This is a genomic window from Arthrobacter sp. StoSoilB22 (assembly GCF_019977315.1).
Classification (GTDB): domain Bacteria; phylum Actinomycetota; class Actinomycetes; order Actinomycetales; family Micrococcaceae; genus Arthrobacter.
In genome coordinates, this window is record NZ_AP024652.1 from 4,331,230 (window position 1) to 4,348,206 (window position 16,977).

A 16,977-nucleotide genomic window follows, 5' to 3' on the forward strand; every position below is an offset into this window, starting at 1 on the left:
GTCCGCTTCAAGGTTACGCCCGGCATTTAGGGCTACCCGGGTATTGGGCGCAGATAGTGCCCCTCATCACGTGTACGAGGGGCACTATCTTTGAAACATGGCCGGGACCCTGGGACTAGAAGTTTGACGCTGCTCCAGCCATCGGGGTTGTCGCCAGTAGGTTGCCGGCCAGGTCCGTGATTCCAGATGCGGGCGTGTACGTCGCCGCTAGCGCGCTTCGATTTGCGTTGCTTGGGGTGCCCGAAACAGTTGCACCCAAGGTGATGGTGAGTGTTTTTGCCGTGGCATCCCAAACCAGGGTTGACCCGGAGTACGTCAGGACTCCTGGTGACGGCCCGTAGATGGCTCCCAGATCCACGCTGCCCACCGTAAGTGTCGGCGAGCTGCCGGCGCTGACCGTGAGCACGTTGCCTGAGTTGATACTGACCGTCACATTTTGGGTAGGTGATCCACCCGGCGAATCAGTCCATGCGGTGTTGACTGTACTGACTTTAAGAACCTCGGAGTACGTCAGCGTCACGGTATCGCCCGGGTCGATCTTCCCATCCTTGCTCCCACCGTTGTTCAGTCTGACGCCCGTAACCTTGGGCGCTGTTGCGTCCTTGGATGAGGTCGCAGACCCTGCGAGGCTGACGTTTCCTGCTGCGTCCGTTGCCCTCGCAGAATAGGTGATGGTTCCGTCACCGAAGCCACGGAGATCAACCACTGCAGCCGTCCACTTGCCAGAGCTGTCGGTGCCTATTTGTTGGATTTTGGGCTGCGCTCCTGCGCCGGAGATGGTCAGGGTGATCGTCGAGTTCGGTTCGGCTGCGCCCTTGACCAGAACTTCCGCAGCAGTTGTCCCGTTAAGGGCGGCGGGTGCGTTCACACTTGGCGCGTCCGGCGCAGTGGTGTCCGTAACCGGAGTGGTTGCGTTGCTTCGCAGGCTTTCGGCTCCTTGCCAGAGGGACAGCAGGGGAGTCACCGCGTAGTACCAGGTCCCGGCCGGGACGCCGGCTTCAACGCAGCTCAGTGCTGCAACGGTTGCGCTGCAGCTGCCCGTCGCCGGAACCTTTGTACCTCCCGTTGCGGAACCGTAGCGCGCGATGCTGTAGCCGGTTACGGACCGTCCTGCCGCCGTCGTACTAGCGGTCCAGGCGACCGTCACGCTGGTGCCGGAAACGGTAGTAGTTGGCCTCGCGCCCTGGCTAAGGGCATCAGCTTTTGCCACTCCGGAGCCGGCACTGACCGAACCCCAGAAAGCAACGGCAGCGGGCCCTCCCCAGGAGACGAAGAGGATTCCCACCACGATTAAGGCAATGCGATGCCACCGGCCAAAGGTGCCGATGTTGGTGGCCTGACCAAGCCGGCTCACTTCCGCACCTCCATGGTGACGGGAACAGTGAACTGGGCGCCCTGGCAAGCAGACGGCGAAGCAGCGCTCATGCTTGCCGCCCCTTGAAGCGTGAGCGGGATGGAGCTGTTTGCCTGGATAGTTATCGGCGGTGACAAAGGAATGGGTGGCGGCGTGAAGGTGACGCCTGTGGTGGCACAACCGGGGTGGGCTGCGTCGGCGGTGACGGCACCATTGCCCGCGATGCCATAAATGGTGACCGCGTGGGAATTGGGGTTTGTGGCTCGCAAGATGACGTCGGCGGTCCCACCGGGTGCAAGGCTGGTTTGCAGGGTATCGCCCGGGATGAGGGCGTCCACCGTGACGGTCTGCATGGTGCCATTCGTTGCTGATCCACTGCCAGTTCCGCTGGTAGCCCAGTAGGCGTACGCGGTCCCTGCGCCGCCCAGGATGCAGAGGGCCACGGTGGCAGCGGCTGTTCGTGCCAGGCGTCCTGTGTTTGGAGTGCGCGGAGTTCGGGCTGTCGCAGTCATGTCAGTTCGCCTGTCCCGTGCCGGAGTACGTGAGCTTGAGGGTCGCGCCTTTGCAACCATCCTGAAGCTGGGCGGTGTCCAGCATTTTGAGCTGCGGCCACTTCCCTGGCGGCACGTTCAAGCGTGAAAGTGAACTGGTGCCCGGCTCAACGGTGAGTGGGTATGACCCTGTGTATTGGGCGATGTGGTAATCCGCGGCCGTGCACGGCAGGTTAGCGGCCACAGCGGCGGGCGTCCTGACCACTTGGCTGATCTGCACGCTCAAGTTCGTCACCGCGATGCTCTTGTTGTTGGTGTTGTTGATCTGCAGGTCCACTCCGCGGGAAACCCCCGGGGCCAAGAGCCCGACGACGGAACCGGAAACGCCGAAGTTCCGTTTGACCTCCAAAACCTGCAGCTGTCCCGGTGCCGTGTTGGACATGGTTGTCCCGCTGCCGGCCTTGACGGTGAAGTCGGTCTTCGTGGCCGGCGTCGTGGTTGCCGTGGCAACGGTCAGCGTCACCTGTGCGGTGCTACCGGACGTGAGGTTGACCAACGACGGCGACTGGCTGGCAGTCGCTCCTGCCGGCAGTCCCGCGACCGCGAAGGTCACCGGGCCGGCGAAGCCCCCGGTGGATGTCGCAGCCACCGTGAACGTGACGGACTGCCCCTGGTCCACGGTGCGGCTGGAGGGTGACAGCGTCACGGTAATTCCCTTGCTGTCCTTCGCCTGGTTCCCTTGCGAGGTCCCCTGCCCGCTGCTTGCCGCGAGGGCCGCCACCGGGACGAAAGCAACTACGAGCGCAAGTATCAGCGCGCGGAGTGGCACTCGTGTACGGTGGAACGGCGTTGTTCGCGTTGGCCGGTGGTCCATGGAAGCTCTTTTCGGACGTGTTCGGTGCTGCGGGAAGAAATGCGTAGGCCGGGGACCACTGGCAAAGTGGTCCCCGGCGGTCCTGAGCTACAGGCTGGTGACGGTGATTTTGACGACTGCACCCTTGCAGGCGTCCTGGTTCACCGTGGCGCTGTCGTTGAACGTCAGCACGCCGTCGCCCACGGACGTTCCTGTGGTGTTGGCCGCGACCGGGCTGTTGCTGGTGACGGCCGTGACCTGGAACCACTCCGGAAGACAGCCAGCCACGTTTGTGGTCACGCTGGCGGTGAGGGCGCCCACCACGGTGCTGGAAGTGGTCGAATTGTCGGCCGTGTAGGCAACATCAACCTGGTTGCCCGGCGCGAGTCCTCCTGCGAAGTTAGCGTGAAGGGTGACCGTTCCGCCGCCGGCCGAGTTGGTTGCCGTGCCGTTGCCTGAACCGGTGGTGGTCCAGTAGGCGTAGGCGGCTCCGCCACCCACTGCTACCAATGCCACACCTGCGACGGCTGCGGTGACCCGGCTCTTCTTGGAAAGCTTGCGCATGATAAGACTCCTTGGTTGATCTACGTCCCGGGGAGCCGCGTCGCAACCCCCAAGCATCCGATCGTTGTTGTCGGATGAAGCGATGTCCCCAATGGTTCAGTCAGCGCAAGTGCCGTGGCTAGGTTTCCGGGTACCTCTCTTTTCATTCGAACAGGGAGTCGAAAGATACCCACCTGTGCGATGCCGGTACTTAGTTTTTCCGCCTCACTACTTGGCCCCCCGCAGGTATACCCAGCTTCGGCGGTGCGTCGAGTACTCACCTTCCCCGGGCTGTGTCCAAAATATGGACACAGCCGTCGCCGCCGCCAACGCCCGAACCGTGGCGCGAGTGCGCGAATATTGTGCTCGTCTTGAGCAAAAACTGCGCTGGTGTTCGATTGTGTCGGCTCCTTGACGGACAGTTTTACTAGTGTCTAGGACTCACGCCCGACGGCGGCCGGTCGCCCCGGAGAGGCAACCGACCGCCGTCGTACTACTGCTGTTGTGATGGCCCGCAACTTGGTGGCCAGCGAAATGGGCTTGGTCTGCTTGTGCGGGTGTTTAGCCGTGTGCGGCGAGGATGGTGGAGGCTTCCTGGCGGGTGGTGCCGGAGTCCTGGATGCCCTCGGCGATGTGGGCGAGCTCGTCGGGGATGTCCCGGCCCTTCTTCCGCATCGCGGTTGCCCAGAGGCGCCCGGCACGGTACGAGGACCGCACCAACGGCCCGGACATGACGCCGAGGAACCCGATTTCTTCGGCCTCGTGCTGGAGGTCCACGAACTCCTGCGGCTTGACCCACCGGTCCACCGGCAAGTGACGCTCGGACGGGCGCAGGTACTGGGTGATCGTGATCAGGTCACAGCCGGCCGCGTGCAAGTCCCTCAGGGCTTCGGAGATTTCCTCGCGGGTCTCACCCATGCCCAGGATCAGGTTGGACTTGGTCACCATGCCCAAATCCCGGCCCTGCGTGATCACATCCAGGGACCTCTCGTACCGGAACGCCGGACGGATGCGCTTGAAAATCCTCGGCACGGTCTCCACGTTATGGGCGAACACCTCGGGCTTGGAATCACAGATCGCCGCGATGTGCTCGGGCTTGCCGGAGAAATCAGGGATCAGCAACTCCACCCCCGTACCCGGGTTCAGCTCATGGATCTTCCGGACCGTCTCGGCGTACAACCACACACCTTCATCGGCCAGGTCATCACGGGCTACCCCGGTCACCGTGGCGTAGCGCAACTGCATCGCTTGGACACTGCGGGCCACCTTGGTGGGTTCGAACATGTCCACCGGTGAGGGTTTGCCGGTATCGATCTGGCAGAAATCACAGCGCCGGGTGCACTCGGACCCGCCGATCAGGAACGTCGCTTCCTTGTCTTCCCAGCACTCAAAAATGTTCGGGCACCCGGCCTCTTCACACACCGTGTGCAGGCCTTCCTTCTTCACCAGGTTCTTGAGCTGGACAAACTCCGGACCCATCTGGACCTTGGCCTTGATCCACTCAGGCTTACGTTCAACCGGGACCGCCGAGTTACGCTGCTCAACGCGCAGCAACTTACGGCCTTCAGGTGCGAGTGTCATGACGTTCCTTTGTGTTGATTTCCAAGTTGTGAGGCCTGCTCTGCACGTTCAGCGTGCGTTTTAGGGCGCAGAGCGGGCCTCGCAATGCATGGTGGTGTGCCACTTAGCATTCGACGACGTTGACGGCCAGGCCGCCCATCGCGGTTTCCTTGTACTTATGGGACATGTCCTTGCCCGTCTCCCGCATGGTCACGATCACCTCATCCAACGACACCCGATGCGTCCCATCCCCCCACAACGCCATCTTCGCCGCGTTGATGGCCTTCGCCGCCGCGATCGCGTTCCGCTCAATACACGGAATCTGCACCAACCCCCCGATCGGATCACACGTCAGCCCCAAATTATGCTCCATGGCGATCTCCGCCGCGTTCTCCACCTGACCCGGCGTACCGCCCATCACCTCCGCCAACCCGGCAGCAGCCATCGACGACGCCGACCCCACCTCACCCTGACACCCCACCTCAGCACCCGAAATGGACGCCTGCTCCTTATACAAAACCCCCACAGCACCAGCAGCGAGCAGGAACTTCACCACCACATCATCCCGGTCCCGCTGGGTAGCTTTGTCCATGCCCGGGGCATAGTTCAACGCGTAATACAACACCGCCGGAATAATGCCCGCCGCACCATTAGTCGGCGCCGTCACCACCCGGCCACCGGAAGCGTTCTCCTCATTGACCGCCAACGCGATCAAATTCACCCACTCCTGCCAATACTTCGGATCATTCCGGTCCTTGTCCTCCTTCAGGAGCCGCTCCAACCAATCAGGAGAACGACGACGAACCTTCAAACCCCCAGGCAACACACCCTCACGCTTCAACGACGTTTCAACACAGGCCTCCATCACGGCCCAAATATGCAGAAGACCCTCACGGATCTCCTCCTCAGACCTGCTGGCACGCTCATTGATGAACATGATGTCGCTAATGCCCAACCCCTTGGACGAACACCGGCCCATCAACTCCGCCGCCGTCCTAAACGGCAACGGCAACTCCTTCTTCGACTCCTCAAGATCCTCCAGAGCCGCGTCTTCCTCACCCTCCCGAACAATGAACCCACCACCCACCGAAAAGAACGTCGCCTCCCGCACCACGTTCCCCTCAGCATCACAGACCTGAAACTTCATCCCATTCGTATGCCGCGGCAACACCGTCAACGGATGAAGAACCATATCCTCCAGGGTGTAGTCGAGGAGGATCCCGCCGGCCAGATTGAGCTTGCCCGTGTCAGCAATGGATGCCAGCCGCTCCTCTACCTCAGCGGGCAGGATCTTTTCGGGGTCGAAGCCCTCAAGTCCAAGCAAGACAGCTGTGAACGTCCCGTGTCCCTTGCCCGTGGCGGCCAAGGAGCCGTAGAGATCAACCCGCAAGCCTGCAACGGATTCGAGCACCCCGGACTCACGGAGCTCCCGGGCAAACACCGCCCCGGCCCGCATCGGCCCCACAGTATGAGAACTCGACGGGCCAATACCCACAGTAAACAGATCAAAGACCCCAACGGCCATGGTCATTTCCTAACGACGTACAACGAATAGAACCCGCCCCGCCCCCAACAAACGGAGCGGACCCTCAAACCCCAAACACCAACCACGAGCCCGGATACCCACTCCGGCCCCGCCCTTCGGCCCTGCGCCTCGCCATTCCGGGGGTTCGCTGCCCAACATGCCGTTCGCACGGCATACTGCGCAGGGAACCCCCGAATCGGCCAGGAATAATTTCCCAAGCAAACGGACAAGCGCGCCCGGCCCCAACACTGGTGAGTGGAACGTCGGCCCCTGTGGACCTGGCAACCCGAGCGAACCCAACAGGCGAACCCGAGGGGCGAACCCGCCGGGCTACTGCGAGAGGTTAGCGACACCCGGGTACAGCGGGTGCGCCTTCGCAAGAACATCAACCCGGCGCCTCAACCCGGAAAGGTCGGCATCGGCGTCGGCGATCAACACTTCGGCGATGATGTCCGCGACCTCCCGGAAGGCTGCTTCGCCGAATCCGCGCGTAGCCAACGCCGGGGTGCCGATGCGGAGGCCGGAGGTGACCATGGGCGGGCGCGGGTCGAACGGGACGGCGTTGCGGTTGACGGTGATATCGATCGCGGCAAGCCGGTCTTCGGCTTGTTGGCCGTTGAGTTCGCAGTTGCGCAGGTCCACGAGAACCAGGTGCACATCTGTTCCGCCGGACACCACGGAGATGCCCTTGGCTGCCACATCTTCCTGGATTAGGCGCTCGGCGAGGATCCGGGATCCGGCAAGCACTCGTTCCTGACGCTCACGGAACTCCTCGGAGGCGGCGATCTTGAACGCTACGGCCTTGCCTGCGATCACGTGCTCCAGCGGTCCGCCTTGCTGGCCCGGAAAGACGGCCGAGTTGATCTTCTTGGCGATGTCGGCATCGTTGGAGAGGATGATTCCGCCACGCGGACCGGCGAGGGTCTTGTGCGTGGTGGAGGTGGTGACGTGCGCGTGCGGGACCGGGGACGGGTGTAGCCCGGCGGCCACCAGCCCGGCGAAGTGGGCCATATCCACCATCAGGTAGGCCCCCACAGAATCAGCGATCCGGCGGAATTCAGCGAAGTCCAGCTGCCGCGCATATGCGGACCAGCCGGCAACGATGAGCGCGGGCTTGTGCTCCTGGGCCAAAGCCTCAACCTCGGCCATGTCCACTGTGTGGGTGTTCTCGCGGACCCCGTACGGAACCACGTTGTAGAGCTTGCCGGAGAAGTTGATGCGCATACCGTGGGTCAGGTGGCCGCCGTGGGCGAGGTTCAGGCCCATGATGGTGTCGCCCGGCTTGATCAGCGCGTGCATCACCGAGGCGTTCGCCTGTGCACCGGAGTGCGGCTGCACGTTCGCGTACTCGGCGCCGAACAATGCCTTTAGACGGTCAATAGCCAGCTGCTCGATCACGTCGACGTGTTCGCAGCCACCGTAGTAGCGCTTGCCCGGGTAGCCTTCGGCGTACTTGTTGGTCAGCACCGAGCCCTGAGCCTGCATCACAGCGACGGCTGTGTGGTTCTCGGACGCGATCATTTCCAGGCCGTCGCGCTGGCGACCCAGTTCGTCGTCGATCTTCGCAGCGATCTCGGGGTCCAGCTCGGCGAGCTGTGCGTCCAACGACGCCGACACCACCTGCTGGTAGTCAGTTACAGATACCGGGTTCACAGTTCTCCACCGTTCGTTGCAGCGTATTCTTCGGCCGACATGAGCGGCCCTTCTTCCGTTGCGGCCACCTTGAACAGCCAGCCTGCACCGTAGGGATCGTTGTTGATGAGCGCCGGATCGCTGACAACGGCGTCGTTGATCTCGGTCACCTCCCCCGTCACGGGCGAGTACAGATCGGACACGGACTTGGTGGATTCCACCTCGCCGCAGGTCTCCCCCGCGGTCACAGTGGAACCAACCTCGGGCAGGTCCACATACACAATGTCGCCCAAGGCATCAGCGGCAACCGCGGAAATCCCGATCCCCACCGGCCCGTCCCCATCGACGGCAACCCACTCGTGCTCAGCCGAGTACTTCAATTCAGCAACTACCTTGCTCATTCCAATTCCTTCTCTCTCTTCGAGTTTTTGTACAGTTGATGCCCTCAAAAGGGCCTCATAGGGGCTTTATGTGTACAAAAACTCCTATTTTTGGCGCTTGTAGAACGGCAGCTGCACAACCTCGAAGGCTTCTGCCTTGCCGCGGAGGTCGACGTCCACCATCGTGCCGGGTTTTGAATGTTCGACGTCGACATACGCCAACGCGATCGGGTAGCCGAGCGTGGGGCTTGGCTGGCCGGAGGTGACTTCGCCGATCAGGGAACCGTCCTTGAGGACCGAGTAGTGGGCGCGGGCGGCGCGGCGTCCAGCGCCTTTGAGGCCCACGAGCTTCTGGCCGAGAGTGGATCCGACGCCGGCGGCCTTGATGGCTGTCAGTGCATCGCGGCCAATGAAGTCGCTTTCCTTGGCCAGGGAAACCACCGGGCCCAGCCCTGCGGCGTAGGCGTTGACGTGGCGGGAGAGCTCGTTGCCGTAGAGGGGCATTCCTGCTTCCAGGCGCAGGGAGTCGCGGGCTGCGAGTCCGGCGGGGATGAGACCGTGGCCTTCGCCGGCGTCGAGCAGGGCTTCCCAGAGGCCAGGCGCATCGACGTTGGGGAGGTAGATTTCGAAGCCATCCTCGCCGGTGTAGCCGGTGCGGGCCAGCAGCAGGTCCTGGGTGCCGCCGTCGAAAGTAATGCCCACCTCCGCGGCCGCGTAGTACTTCAGCTCGGTGACCAGAGCGTGCTGCTCTGTCGGGACCAGAGCAAGCAGGATCGCTTCGGCGTTCGGACCCTGCACGGCGATCAGCGATGTCTCGGCTGACGCGTCTTCCACCACGACGTCGAAACCGGCCGAACGATCCTTCAGCGCGGCAGCGACTACCTTCGCGTTCCCGGCGTTGGGCACCACCAGGTACCTGTCCACGTCTTCTTCGGGAGAGGGCCGGCGGTAGGTAATGAGGTCATCGATGATGCCACCGTCTGCGTTGCAGATCAGTGAGTACTTGGCTTTGCCCACCGCGATGGCGGACAGCTTGCCCACCAGCGCGTAGTCCAGGAAAGCAGCCGCGTCGGGGCCGGACACCCAGACTTCTCCCATGTGGGAGAGGTCGAACAGGCCTGCCGACTTGCGGACTGCGTGGTGCTCGGCGAGCTCGGATTCGTATTTGAGGGGCATCTGCCAGCCACCGAAGTCGGTGAAGGACGCGCCGGCCTTTTTGTGTTGCTCGTAGAGAGCGGTGTAATTCTCAGACATGTGGGGAGTCCTTAGTTTTCAAAATCTTCGAGGGGCGGGCAGGAGCACACGAGGTTGCGGTCACCGGCGGCGCCGTCGATGCGGCCAACAGGAGGGAAGTACTTGTCCTGCTTGAGGTGGTGGACCGGGAAGGCGGCCTGCTCACGCGGGTAGTCACGGTCCCAGTCGGAACTCACGACGGCGGCAGCCGTGTGCGGCGCGTTGCGCAGCGGCGACTTCTCAACAGTGAAATCACCACCGGCCACCTGTTCGATCTCGGCACGGATAGTGATCATGGCTTCGATGAAGCGGTCGATCTCGGCAAGGTCTTCCGACTCCGTGGGCTCCACCATGAGCGTCCCCGCAACCGGGAACGCGAGCGTGGGAGCGTGGAAGCCAAAGTCGATCAGTCGCTTGGCAACGTCCTCGGCCGTGACACCCGTGCGTGCGGTCAGCTCGCGGAGGTCCAGGATGCACTCGTGGGCTACCAGTCCGCCCTCGCCCGTGTACAAAACCGGGAAGTGCTCATCCAGGCGGGAGGCAACGTAATTGGCTGCGAGCAGCGCGGACTTGGTGGCTTCGGTGAGACCCTGGCCGCCCATGAGCTTCACGTACGCCCAGGAAATCGGCAGCACACCGGCAGAGCCATAACGTGACGCCGAGATGGCCACCCCGTGTCCTTCCTCGTGCGCCGCTTTGTTCGCGTCGCCCGGCATGAAGGGAGCCAGGTGGGCCTTGGCAGCTACAGGTCCAACGCCCGGTCCACCGCCACCGTGCGGGATGCAGAAGGTCTTGTGCAGGTTCAGGTGGGACACGTCGCCGCCGAACTTTCCCGGCTGGGCCAAGCCAACCAGGGCGTTGAGGTTGGCGCCGTCAACGTAGACCTGGCCGCCGGCTGCGTGGATCGCGTCGCAAACCTCGCGGACGTCGGCGTCGTACACACCGTGCGTGGACGGGTACGTGATCATGATGCAGGACAGCACGTCCTTGTTGGCCTCGATCTTGGCCGTCAGATCGGCATGATCAATAGTGCCGTCGGCAGCCGTAGCCACCACAACAACCTTCATGCCGGCCAGCACAGCCGAGGCAGCATTGGTCCCATGAGCCGAAGCAGGGATCAAGCAGACAGTGCGCTGCTCGTCGCCACGGGACAGGTGGTAGCCGCGGATCGCCAGCAAGCCGGCCAGCTCGCCCTGCGAACCGGCATTGGGCTGGATGGAGACCTGGTCGTAGCCGGTGATCTCCGTGAGGTCCGCCTCGAGGTCGGTGATCAGTTCACGCCAACCGGCCGTCTGGTGGTCGGGAGCGAACGGGTGGATGGAAGCGAACTCCGGCCACGAGATCGCTTCCATCTCGGCGGTCGCGTTGAGCTTCATGGTGCACGAGCCCAGCGGGATCATGGTTCGGTCCAGCGCGAGGTCCCGATCGGACAGCTTGCGGATATAGCGCAACAGCTGCGTCTCGGAACGGTGCGTATTGAACACCGGATGCTGCAGGAAATCGGAGGTGCGGACCACTTCAGAGGGCAGTTCGAACCCTGCGGCGTCCCTTACTGGACCGGCACCAAAGGCGACGGCCACCGCGGAGAGGACCTCCGGCGTCGTGGTTTCATCAACGGAAACGCCAACGGTGTCCGCGTCGATGAGCCGCAGGTTGATGCCGCGGGCTTCGGCGGCGGCGATGACCTTGTCAGCTTTGCCGGGAACGCGGACGGTGAGGGTCTCGAAGAAGGCCTCGGAGACGAGTTCGCGGCCGGCCTTCTGCAGTGCTGTAGCCAAAACACGGGCGTGCCCGTGGACTGTTTCGGCGATCGCCTTCAGGCCTTCGGGACCGTGGTACACGGCGTACATCGAGGCGACGATCGCGAGCAGAGCCTGAGCGGTGCAGATGTTGGACGTGGCCTTCTCGCGGCGGATGTGCTGCTCGCGGGTCTGGAGTGCCAGGCGGTAGGCAGGAACGCCGGCGTTGTCCTTGGAGACGCCCACGATGCGGCCGGGAAGCGTGCGCTCCATGCCTTCGCGGACGGCCATGTAGGCAGCGTGCGGGCCACCGAAGAACAGCGGCACACCGAAACGCTGTGCGGTTCCGACGGCGACGTCCGCACCTTGCTCGCCCGGGGGCGTGATGAGGGTGAGCGCCAGCAAATCGGCGGCAACCGTTACCAGGGCACCGCGTTCCTTCGCATCAGAAATGACGCCGGAATGGTCGAAAACGCGGCCCGAAACGCCAGGTTGCTGCAGGACGATACCGTTGATGTCGCCGTCCGGAAGGCCGGCCGACAGGTCCGCAATCTCAACCTCGAAGCCCAGCGCCTCGGCGCGGCCCTTCACTATCGCGATGGTCTGCGGGAGGAGGTCAGCGTCCAGAACAGTCTTCCCGTCCTTGGCAGCCTTGTTCTTGTTGGCCCGGCGCATCAGCAGCACAGCTTCAGCCACGGCGGTGGCTTCGTCCAGCAGCGAAGCGTTGGCAATGGGCAGCCCCGTGAGGTCCTGCACCATGGTCTGGAAGTTCAGGAGTGCTTCCAGACGACCTTGGGAAATTTCCGGCTGGTACGGAGTGTAGGCCGTGTACCAGGCCGGAGCTTCGAGGATGTTGCGGCGGATGACCGGGGGCGTCACGGTGTCGTAGTAGCCCTGGCCGATCATCTGGACAGCGGTCTTGTTCTTGGACGCCAGCTTGCGGAGCTCGGCAAGTACCTGCACCTCGGTGAGGGCGTCCTGCAACTTCAGGGCAGTGTCCTGGCGGATGGAATCGGGGACCGCGACGTCTACCAGGCCGTCGACAGAGTCGTAGCCGATTGCCTTGAGCATGGTGTCAACGTCGGCCTGGCGCCTGGCGCCAATATGCCGGTCCGCGAAGGCGGTGGGGGTTGATTTAACAGTCAAGAGGAACTCCATGATTCAGGCGCCCACTGAGCGCCACGATGATGTGGGGTTCCTCCCCGCTCTGTATTGGACCTGAGAGATTCCGCAGGGATGGTCTCCTGCTTGCACCGTCGGTGAGCCCGGTTGCCCGGACTGCTTTCCAGAGTTGCCTAACCGCGGCGGTACGTGGGCCTGAGAGATTCCTGGGGAGGATTTGCTCCTACGGCGCCTGACTGGATGTACCGGCAGGACTCTCCCGCCGCAGATCAAAAGCGTTGCGCCACCTGAGTGACACGCTTCACACCATAGCGGGTAGTTTCGAAAAAGCGCAAGCAAGGTGCGGCTACTGGTGCATGGTCTCGTGAATCTGCAACGCGAACCAGAGTTGCGCCACCGTGGAGGTCTCACCCATGTCCAGCCCCGTCAGCTCACCGATTTTTCGTATGCGGTAGATGATTGTTTGCCGGTGCGCGAACAGGGCGGCAGCCGTCTTTTGCCAGGAACGCTGCGAGTTCAGATAGGTCCGCAAGGTGACGATGAGATCGCCGTCCTGGCTCTGCTCGTAGTCAAAAATTGGGCCCAGCAGTCGCCGGACCAGCGCCGTTCCTTCCTCAAAACCCGTCATGCCCAACCACGATGGCCCCTGCGCATAGTGGGCGACGTCCAGCTTGTTGGCCTTGGCCGAGCCGAGAGCCCAAAGGGACTCCTGAAGAGCCCGTTGCAGCCCCGCAACGGCGGCCGGGGCACTGATGCCGATGACGGTTTCCGCGCCGGCGCAGTGCGCCAGGACGTCGTCGTCCACATCAGCTGGGACCACCACATGCAGCCTGTTGTTCCGCTTCAAGGACGCTGACGCAACTCCGTGCCGCCACAGTTCGATGTGCACGCCAGCCAGCCCACCGCCGTCGTCCGCTTGCTTGACAGCGTCCAATTCCCTGGCAGCGTCCGCCGACATGGAGGCGAGCACGAAATCCCGGGCCGGCACCTCAAAAGCCGTCAGCCGGCTCTCCATCTCGGCCACTCCGAGGCGTCCCTCCATGGCCTGCATCAGGAACTCGCCGGCCAGCCGGTGGCGGCCTTCCAACGACAGGACGATGCGCGAAAGCTGCAGTCCCAGCACGGTCGCGGCATGGAGAAGTACGACGGCGTCCGGGTGCGGTTCGCTGTTGGGCAGCACCACCAGAAGCGCGTTTGCATGGGTGGGAATGTCCATGGTCAGCACGTGCCTGCCGCGGATCCGGTGCCACTGGAAGTTCTTGCCGGCCACAGAGACCCGGCCGGGAAGCGGGGCCCATTCGTCGGCCAGGAAGTCCGGGAGCCGCTGACCTTCGGGATGCCACGGATGCAGGCAGCGGCGGTCCACCACGAACAGCTCTGCGTCGAGCTCCGTGGCAAGCCGCTGGACAAGGCTCTGCCAATGATCCTCGGATGCCCCGACAGTCCGGAGTAGATCGTAGACCCGCGCTGTCTGCCGGAGTCGTCGGGATTCTTCCACCAACGACGCCTCAGCAACCGAGCGGGCTATCGCGATGAACGGCAAGGGATACGGGATGTTGAGCAGGGGCAACGGCAGCCTGTCGCAAGCGGCCAGGAATTCCGCGGTCAGGGGCGGCGCGTGCATCTTCTCGCCGATGGCCAAGGCGCTGGCGCCGGAGTCCATCAAGGCTTCGGCGAGCGCCACTTGCCCGTCAGCGTCAGCTGGAATCGAGAGGCCATTGGTCATCATGAGCTCGCCGCCTGTGACCCATTCCCAGAGCCGTGGCAGGTCCGAGGTGTGGGCCCACGTGATGCGGTTGTCGGCGCCGCCAGATCCGGCCAGGAGCGTGAGGCCAAGCTGCGGCTCGGCGACGAGTTCGGCGACGGTGATTGCCATGGGTGGACTCCTGTTCTGTGCGTTGATGGGGCGCTTTAGACAAAAGTATAAGAGACTTCATCATTTGTATTCAAAGTGCAGATAGCCGGAGTGACGCGGGTCACCAAGAATTGAAGTACTTACTCCCCCCGCTCCCCAAGAGCACTCACGAGAGAGGGTTGCAATGAGCGCAACAAGCAACCTCATTGACGATGCCCCACTGACCACGTTTCACAAGAAGCTGACGTTCTTCGCCTCCGGCGGACCGTTCATTGATGGGTATGCCCTATCCATCATCGGCATCGCCCTGATCACCATGACGCCGGGGCTGCAGCTCAGCACGGCTGAAATCGGTTTGATCGGCGCGGCCAGCTTGGTGGGCATTTTCTTCGGCGGTGCCGTCTTTGGGTGGCTCACCGACAAGATCGGCCGGCACAAGATGTACATAGCCGACCTCATCGCGCTGGCCGTCTTCTCCCTCTTGAACGGCTTCGCGACCGAAGTGTGGCAGGTTGTCCTGTGCCGCTTCTTCCTTGGAATGGCCATTGGCGCCGACTACCCCATCGCCACCTCCCTTCTGGCAGAGTTCCTTCCGAAGAAGCACCGCGGCCGTCTGCTGGGCGCCACCTTCGTGGTCTGGGCCGTTGGCGCGGCCGTCGCGTACGCCGTCGGTTATCTGCTTCGGGACATGGGTCCGGACGCCTGGCGCTGGATGGTCGCCAGCCCTGCGATCTTCGCCATCATTACCCTGCTGTGCCGTCTCGGCACCCCAGAGTCGCCTCGCTGGCTGCTCTCCCGAGGCCGACGTGATGAGGCTGACGCAGTCATCAAGAAGGTCTACGGGCAGCAATACGGGCTGAGCGATATCGCTTCTGACAGCGAGGGTCCCGCCAAGCAGGGCCGGTTCCTGGATATCTTCAGGGGCCAGTATTGGAAGCGCACGTTGTTTGTCTCCATCTTCTGGACGGCCCAGGTGATCCCGCTCTTCGCCGTCTACACGTTCGCCCCGGACCTTCTGGCATCTTTCGGGATGCACGGCGACGCCAACCTCTACGGGGGATCGTTCCTGATCTCCATGTTGTTCGTGGTGGGTGGCATTCCCGGCCTCTGGCTCGTGGAAAGAATAGGTCGACGCAAGTTGCTCCTTTGGAGCTTCGGCGTCATCGTGGTGGCACTCGCCATCCCGGCCTTCATTCCCGACGTCCAGGCCGCACCGCTGTTCATCGCGTTGGCGATCTTCGCGCTGGCTTCCGGCGCCTCCAGCTTCCTCGAAGTTGTCTACCCCAACGAGCTCTTCCCTACGGAGGTCCGCGCAACGGCAGTGGGCTTCGGCACGGCAATCAGCCGCATCGGCTCGGCGGCCAGCACGTACTTGATGCCCATCGCCATTGTGAGCTTTGGTGCCGCCGGTTCCCTGCTCATCGGCGCCGTCATCTCTCTGGTTGGCCTGATAGCGACGTTCTTGCTCGCGCCGGAAACGGCCAACAAGTCCCTCTCAGAACTCACCAGTAAAAAGAAGCCGGGCACCCCGGAGTCCCACAAAGTAACCGAAGGATCCCTGTCATGACCACTCACCAGCCCATTGGCCCCGTCGATGCCACCAAGGTTCCCCGCTTCGCAGGATTGGGTACCTTCGCGAGGCTGCCGCAGATCGATCGCGTTCCCGACTACGACATCGCGATCGTCGGCGTCCCGTTCGACGGCGGTACCTCCTACCGTCCCGGCGCCCGGTTTGGCCCGGCCGCAGTCCGCGAGGCCTCCCGCCTGTTGCGCCCCGGATACCACCCCGAGCTGGACGTCGAGCCGGTCAACGAAGTCCAGGTAGTGGATGCCGGCGATATCGCGTGTACGCCCTACGACATCAGCCGGGCAGTGCGCGAGATCGAGGAGCAGGCCCGCCCGCTGATCAGCCAGGACAAGAAATTGATCTCCATCGGCGGCGACCACACCATTGCCCTCCCCATGTTGCGGGCCCTCAACACAGTGCACGGCCCCGTTGCACTGCTTCACTTCGATGCCCACCTGGACACGTGGGACACCTACTTTGACCAGCCGGTCACTCACGGGACCATCTTCCGCAGGGCCTTCGAAGAGGGGCTCCTGATTGAAGACAAATCCATGCATGTAGGCATCCGTGGCCCGGTTTACGATCGCAACGACTTCCTTAAGGACCACGAGTTCGGCTTCCAGATCATTCGCTGTTCTGACCTGGATGTCATCGGCGTCCCGGCGGCCATTGACCAGGTCAAGCAGCGGTTGGGCGATACTCCCGTGTACGTTTCCATCGACATCGACGTCCTGGATCCGTCCTACGCACCGGGCACTGGCACGCCTGAAATGGGCGGACTGCATTCCCGCGAACTTCTGGCACTGCTCCGCGGCCTGAACGGCATCAACATCGTAGGCGCCGACGTCGTTGAAGTAGCGCCCGCCTATGACCACGCCGACATCACCAGCGTGGCCGCGGCAACCGTGGTGTTCGACCTGCTGGCTCTCATGGTGAACAGAGGGAAGGGCGCAAGGGTTTCCCAGCGCGATCTGGAAGCAACGTCCGCCTGATCCGGAACGCCCAAGCTGGAATCCAGTGGGGGTCCGGCGGCCAAAGACACCGCTTGACCCCCACGTGAAACCCCGGAGTGGTAGTTTGATCTCTGCTGAGGCAGACACCCGCACCCAATCGGAGGACCATC

At 63.0% G+C, this 16,977-nt stretch carries 13 protein-coding genes and 1 riboswitch; of the genes, 2 read left to right on the forward strand and 11 right to left on the reverse strand.

Annotated features, from left to right (window positions below; genetic code table 11):
• Positions 1-115: 115 nt before the first annotated feature.
• The 11 genes from LDN70_RS20080 to LDN70_RS20130 form a co-directional block, all read right to left on the reverse strand.
• Entirely contained in the window at positions 116-1,354 is a 1,239-nt protein-coding gene (locus tag LDN70_RS20080; RefSeq protein ID WP_223941219.1) for an Ig-like domain-containing protein, read from the reverse strand.
• Entirely contained in the window at positions 1,351-1,866 is a 516-nt protein-coding gene (locus LDN70_RS20085; protein ID WP_142937473.1) for a hypothetical protein, read from the reverse strand. Before LDN70_RS20085 ends, LDN70_RS20080 begins: the two co-directional genes overlap by 4 nt.
• Before the next feature lies 1 nt (position 1,867).
• Positions 1,868-2,674, reverse strand: a complete 807-nt coding sequence (locus tag LDN70_RS20090; RefSeq protein WP_223941220.1) for a hypothetical protein — start codon at positions 2,672-2,674, stop codon at positions 1,868-1,870.
• Between the two features lie 132 nt (positions 2,675-2,806).
• The gene (locus LDN70_RS20095; protein WP_142937471.1) at positions 2,807-3,262 is read right to left on the reverse strand and encodes a hypothetical protein; all 456 of its coding nucleotides are present in this window, start codon (positions 3,260-3,262) and stop codon (positions 2,807-2,809) included.
• A gap of 540 nt (positions 3,263-3,802) precedes the next feature.
• The gene (lipA, locus tag LDN70_RS20100) at positions 3,803-4,822 is read right to left on the reverse strand and encodes a lipoyl synthase (RefSeq protein ID WP_166841882.1); all 1,020 of its coding nucleotides are present in this window, start codon (positions 4,820-4,822) and stop codon (positions 3,803-3,805) included.
• Between the two features lie 103 nt (positions 4,823-4,925).
• On the reverse strand, positions 4,926-6,326 hold the full coding sequence (locus tag LDN70_RS20105; RefSeq protein WP_223941221.1) for an L-serine ammonia-lyase: 1,401 nt from the start codon (positions 6,324-6,326) through the stop codon (positions 4,926-4,928).
• A gap of 330 nt (positions 6,327-6,656) precedes the next feature.
• Positions 6,657-7,979, reverse strand: coding sequence for a serine hydroxymethyltransferase (gene glyA, locus LDN70_RS20110; protein ID WP_286198868.1), 1,323 nt, complete (start codon positions 7,977-7,979; stop codon positions 6,657-6,659).
• Positions 7,976-8,359 (reverse strand): glycine cleavage system protein GcvH, encoded by a 384-nt coding sequence (gcvH, locus tag LDN70_RS20115; protein WP_017197389.1) that lies wholly within the window; start codon positions 8,357-8,359, stop codon positions 7,976-7,978. The genes glyA and gcvH overlap by 4 nt, the downstream gene beginning before the upstream one ends.
• Positions 8,360-8,443: 84 nt before the next feature.
• Positions 8,444-9,592, reverse strand: a complete 1,149-nt coding sequence (gene gcvT / locus LDN70_RS20120) for a glycine cleavage system aminomethyltransferase GcvT (RefSeq protein WP_223941222.1) — start codon at positions 9,590-9,592, stop codon at positions 8,444-8,446.
• An 11-nt stretch (positions 9,593-9,603) separates the two neighbouring features.
• Positions 9,604-12,456 (reverse strand): aminomethyl-transferring glycine dehydrogenase, encoded by a 2,853-nt coding sequence (gene gcvP / locus LDN70_RS20125; RefSeq protein WP_223941223.1) that lies wholly within the window; start codon positions 12,454-12,456, stop codon positions 9,604-9,606.
• A 149-nt stretch (positions 12,457-12,605) separates the two neighbouring features.
• Positions 12,606-12,704: riboswitch (glycine riboswitch) on the reverse strand.
• A 74-nt stretch (positions 12,705-12,778) separates the two neighbouring features.
• Positions 12,779-14,308, reverse strand: coding sequence for a PucR family transcriptional regulator (locus LDN70_RS20130; RefSeq protein ID WP_223941224.1), 1,530 nt, complete (start codon positions 14,306-14,308; stop codon positions 12,779-12,781).
• 163 nt (positions 14,309-14,471) lie between these two features.
• On the opposite strand from LDN70_RS20130, the gene LDN70_RS20135 reads away from it, so the two are divergent.
• The gene (locus LDN70_RS20135; protein WP_166841888.1) at positions 14,472-15,854 is read left to right on the forward strand and encodes an MFS transporter; all 1,383 of its coding nucleotides are present in this window, start codon (positions 14,472-14,474) and stop codon (positions 15,852-15,854) included.
• The gene (speB, locus tag LDN70_RS20140; protein ID WP_142937459.1) at positions 15,851-16,846 is read left to right on the forward strand and encodes an agmatinase; all 996 of its coding nucleotides are present in this window, start codon (positions 15,851-15,853) and stop codon (positions 16,844-16,846) included. The genes LDN70_RS20135 and speB overlap by 4 nt, the downstream gene beginning before the upstream one ends.
• The last annotated feature ends 131 nt before the right edge of the window (positions 16,847-16,977 follow it).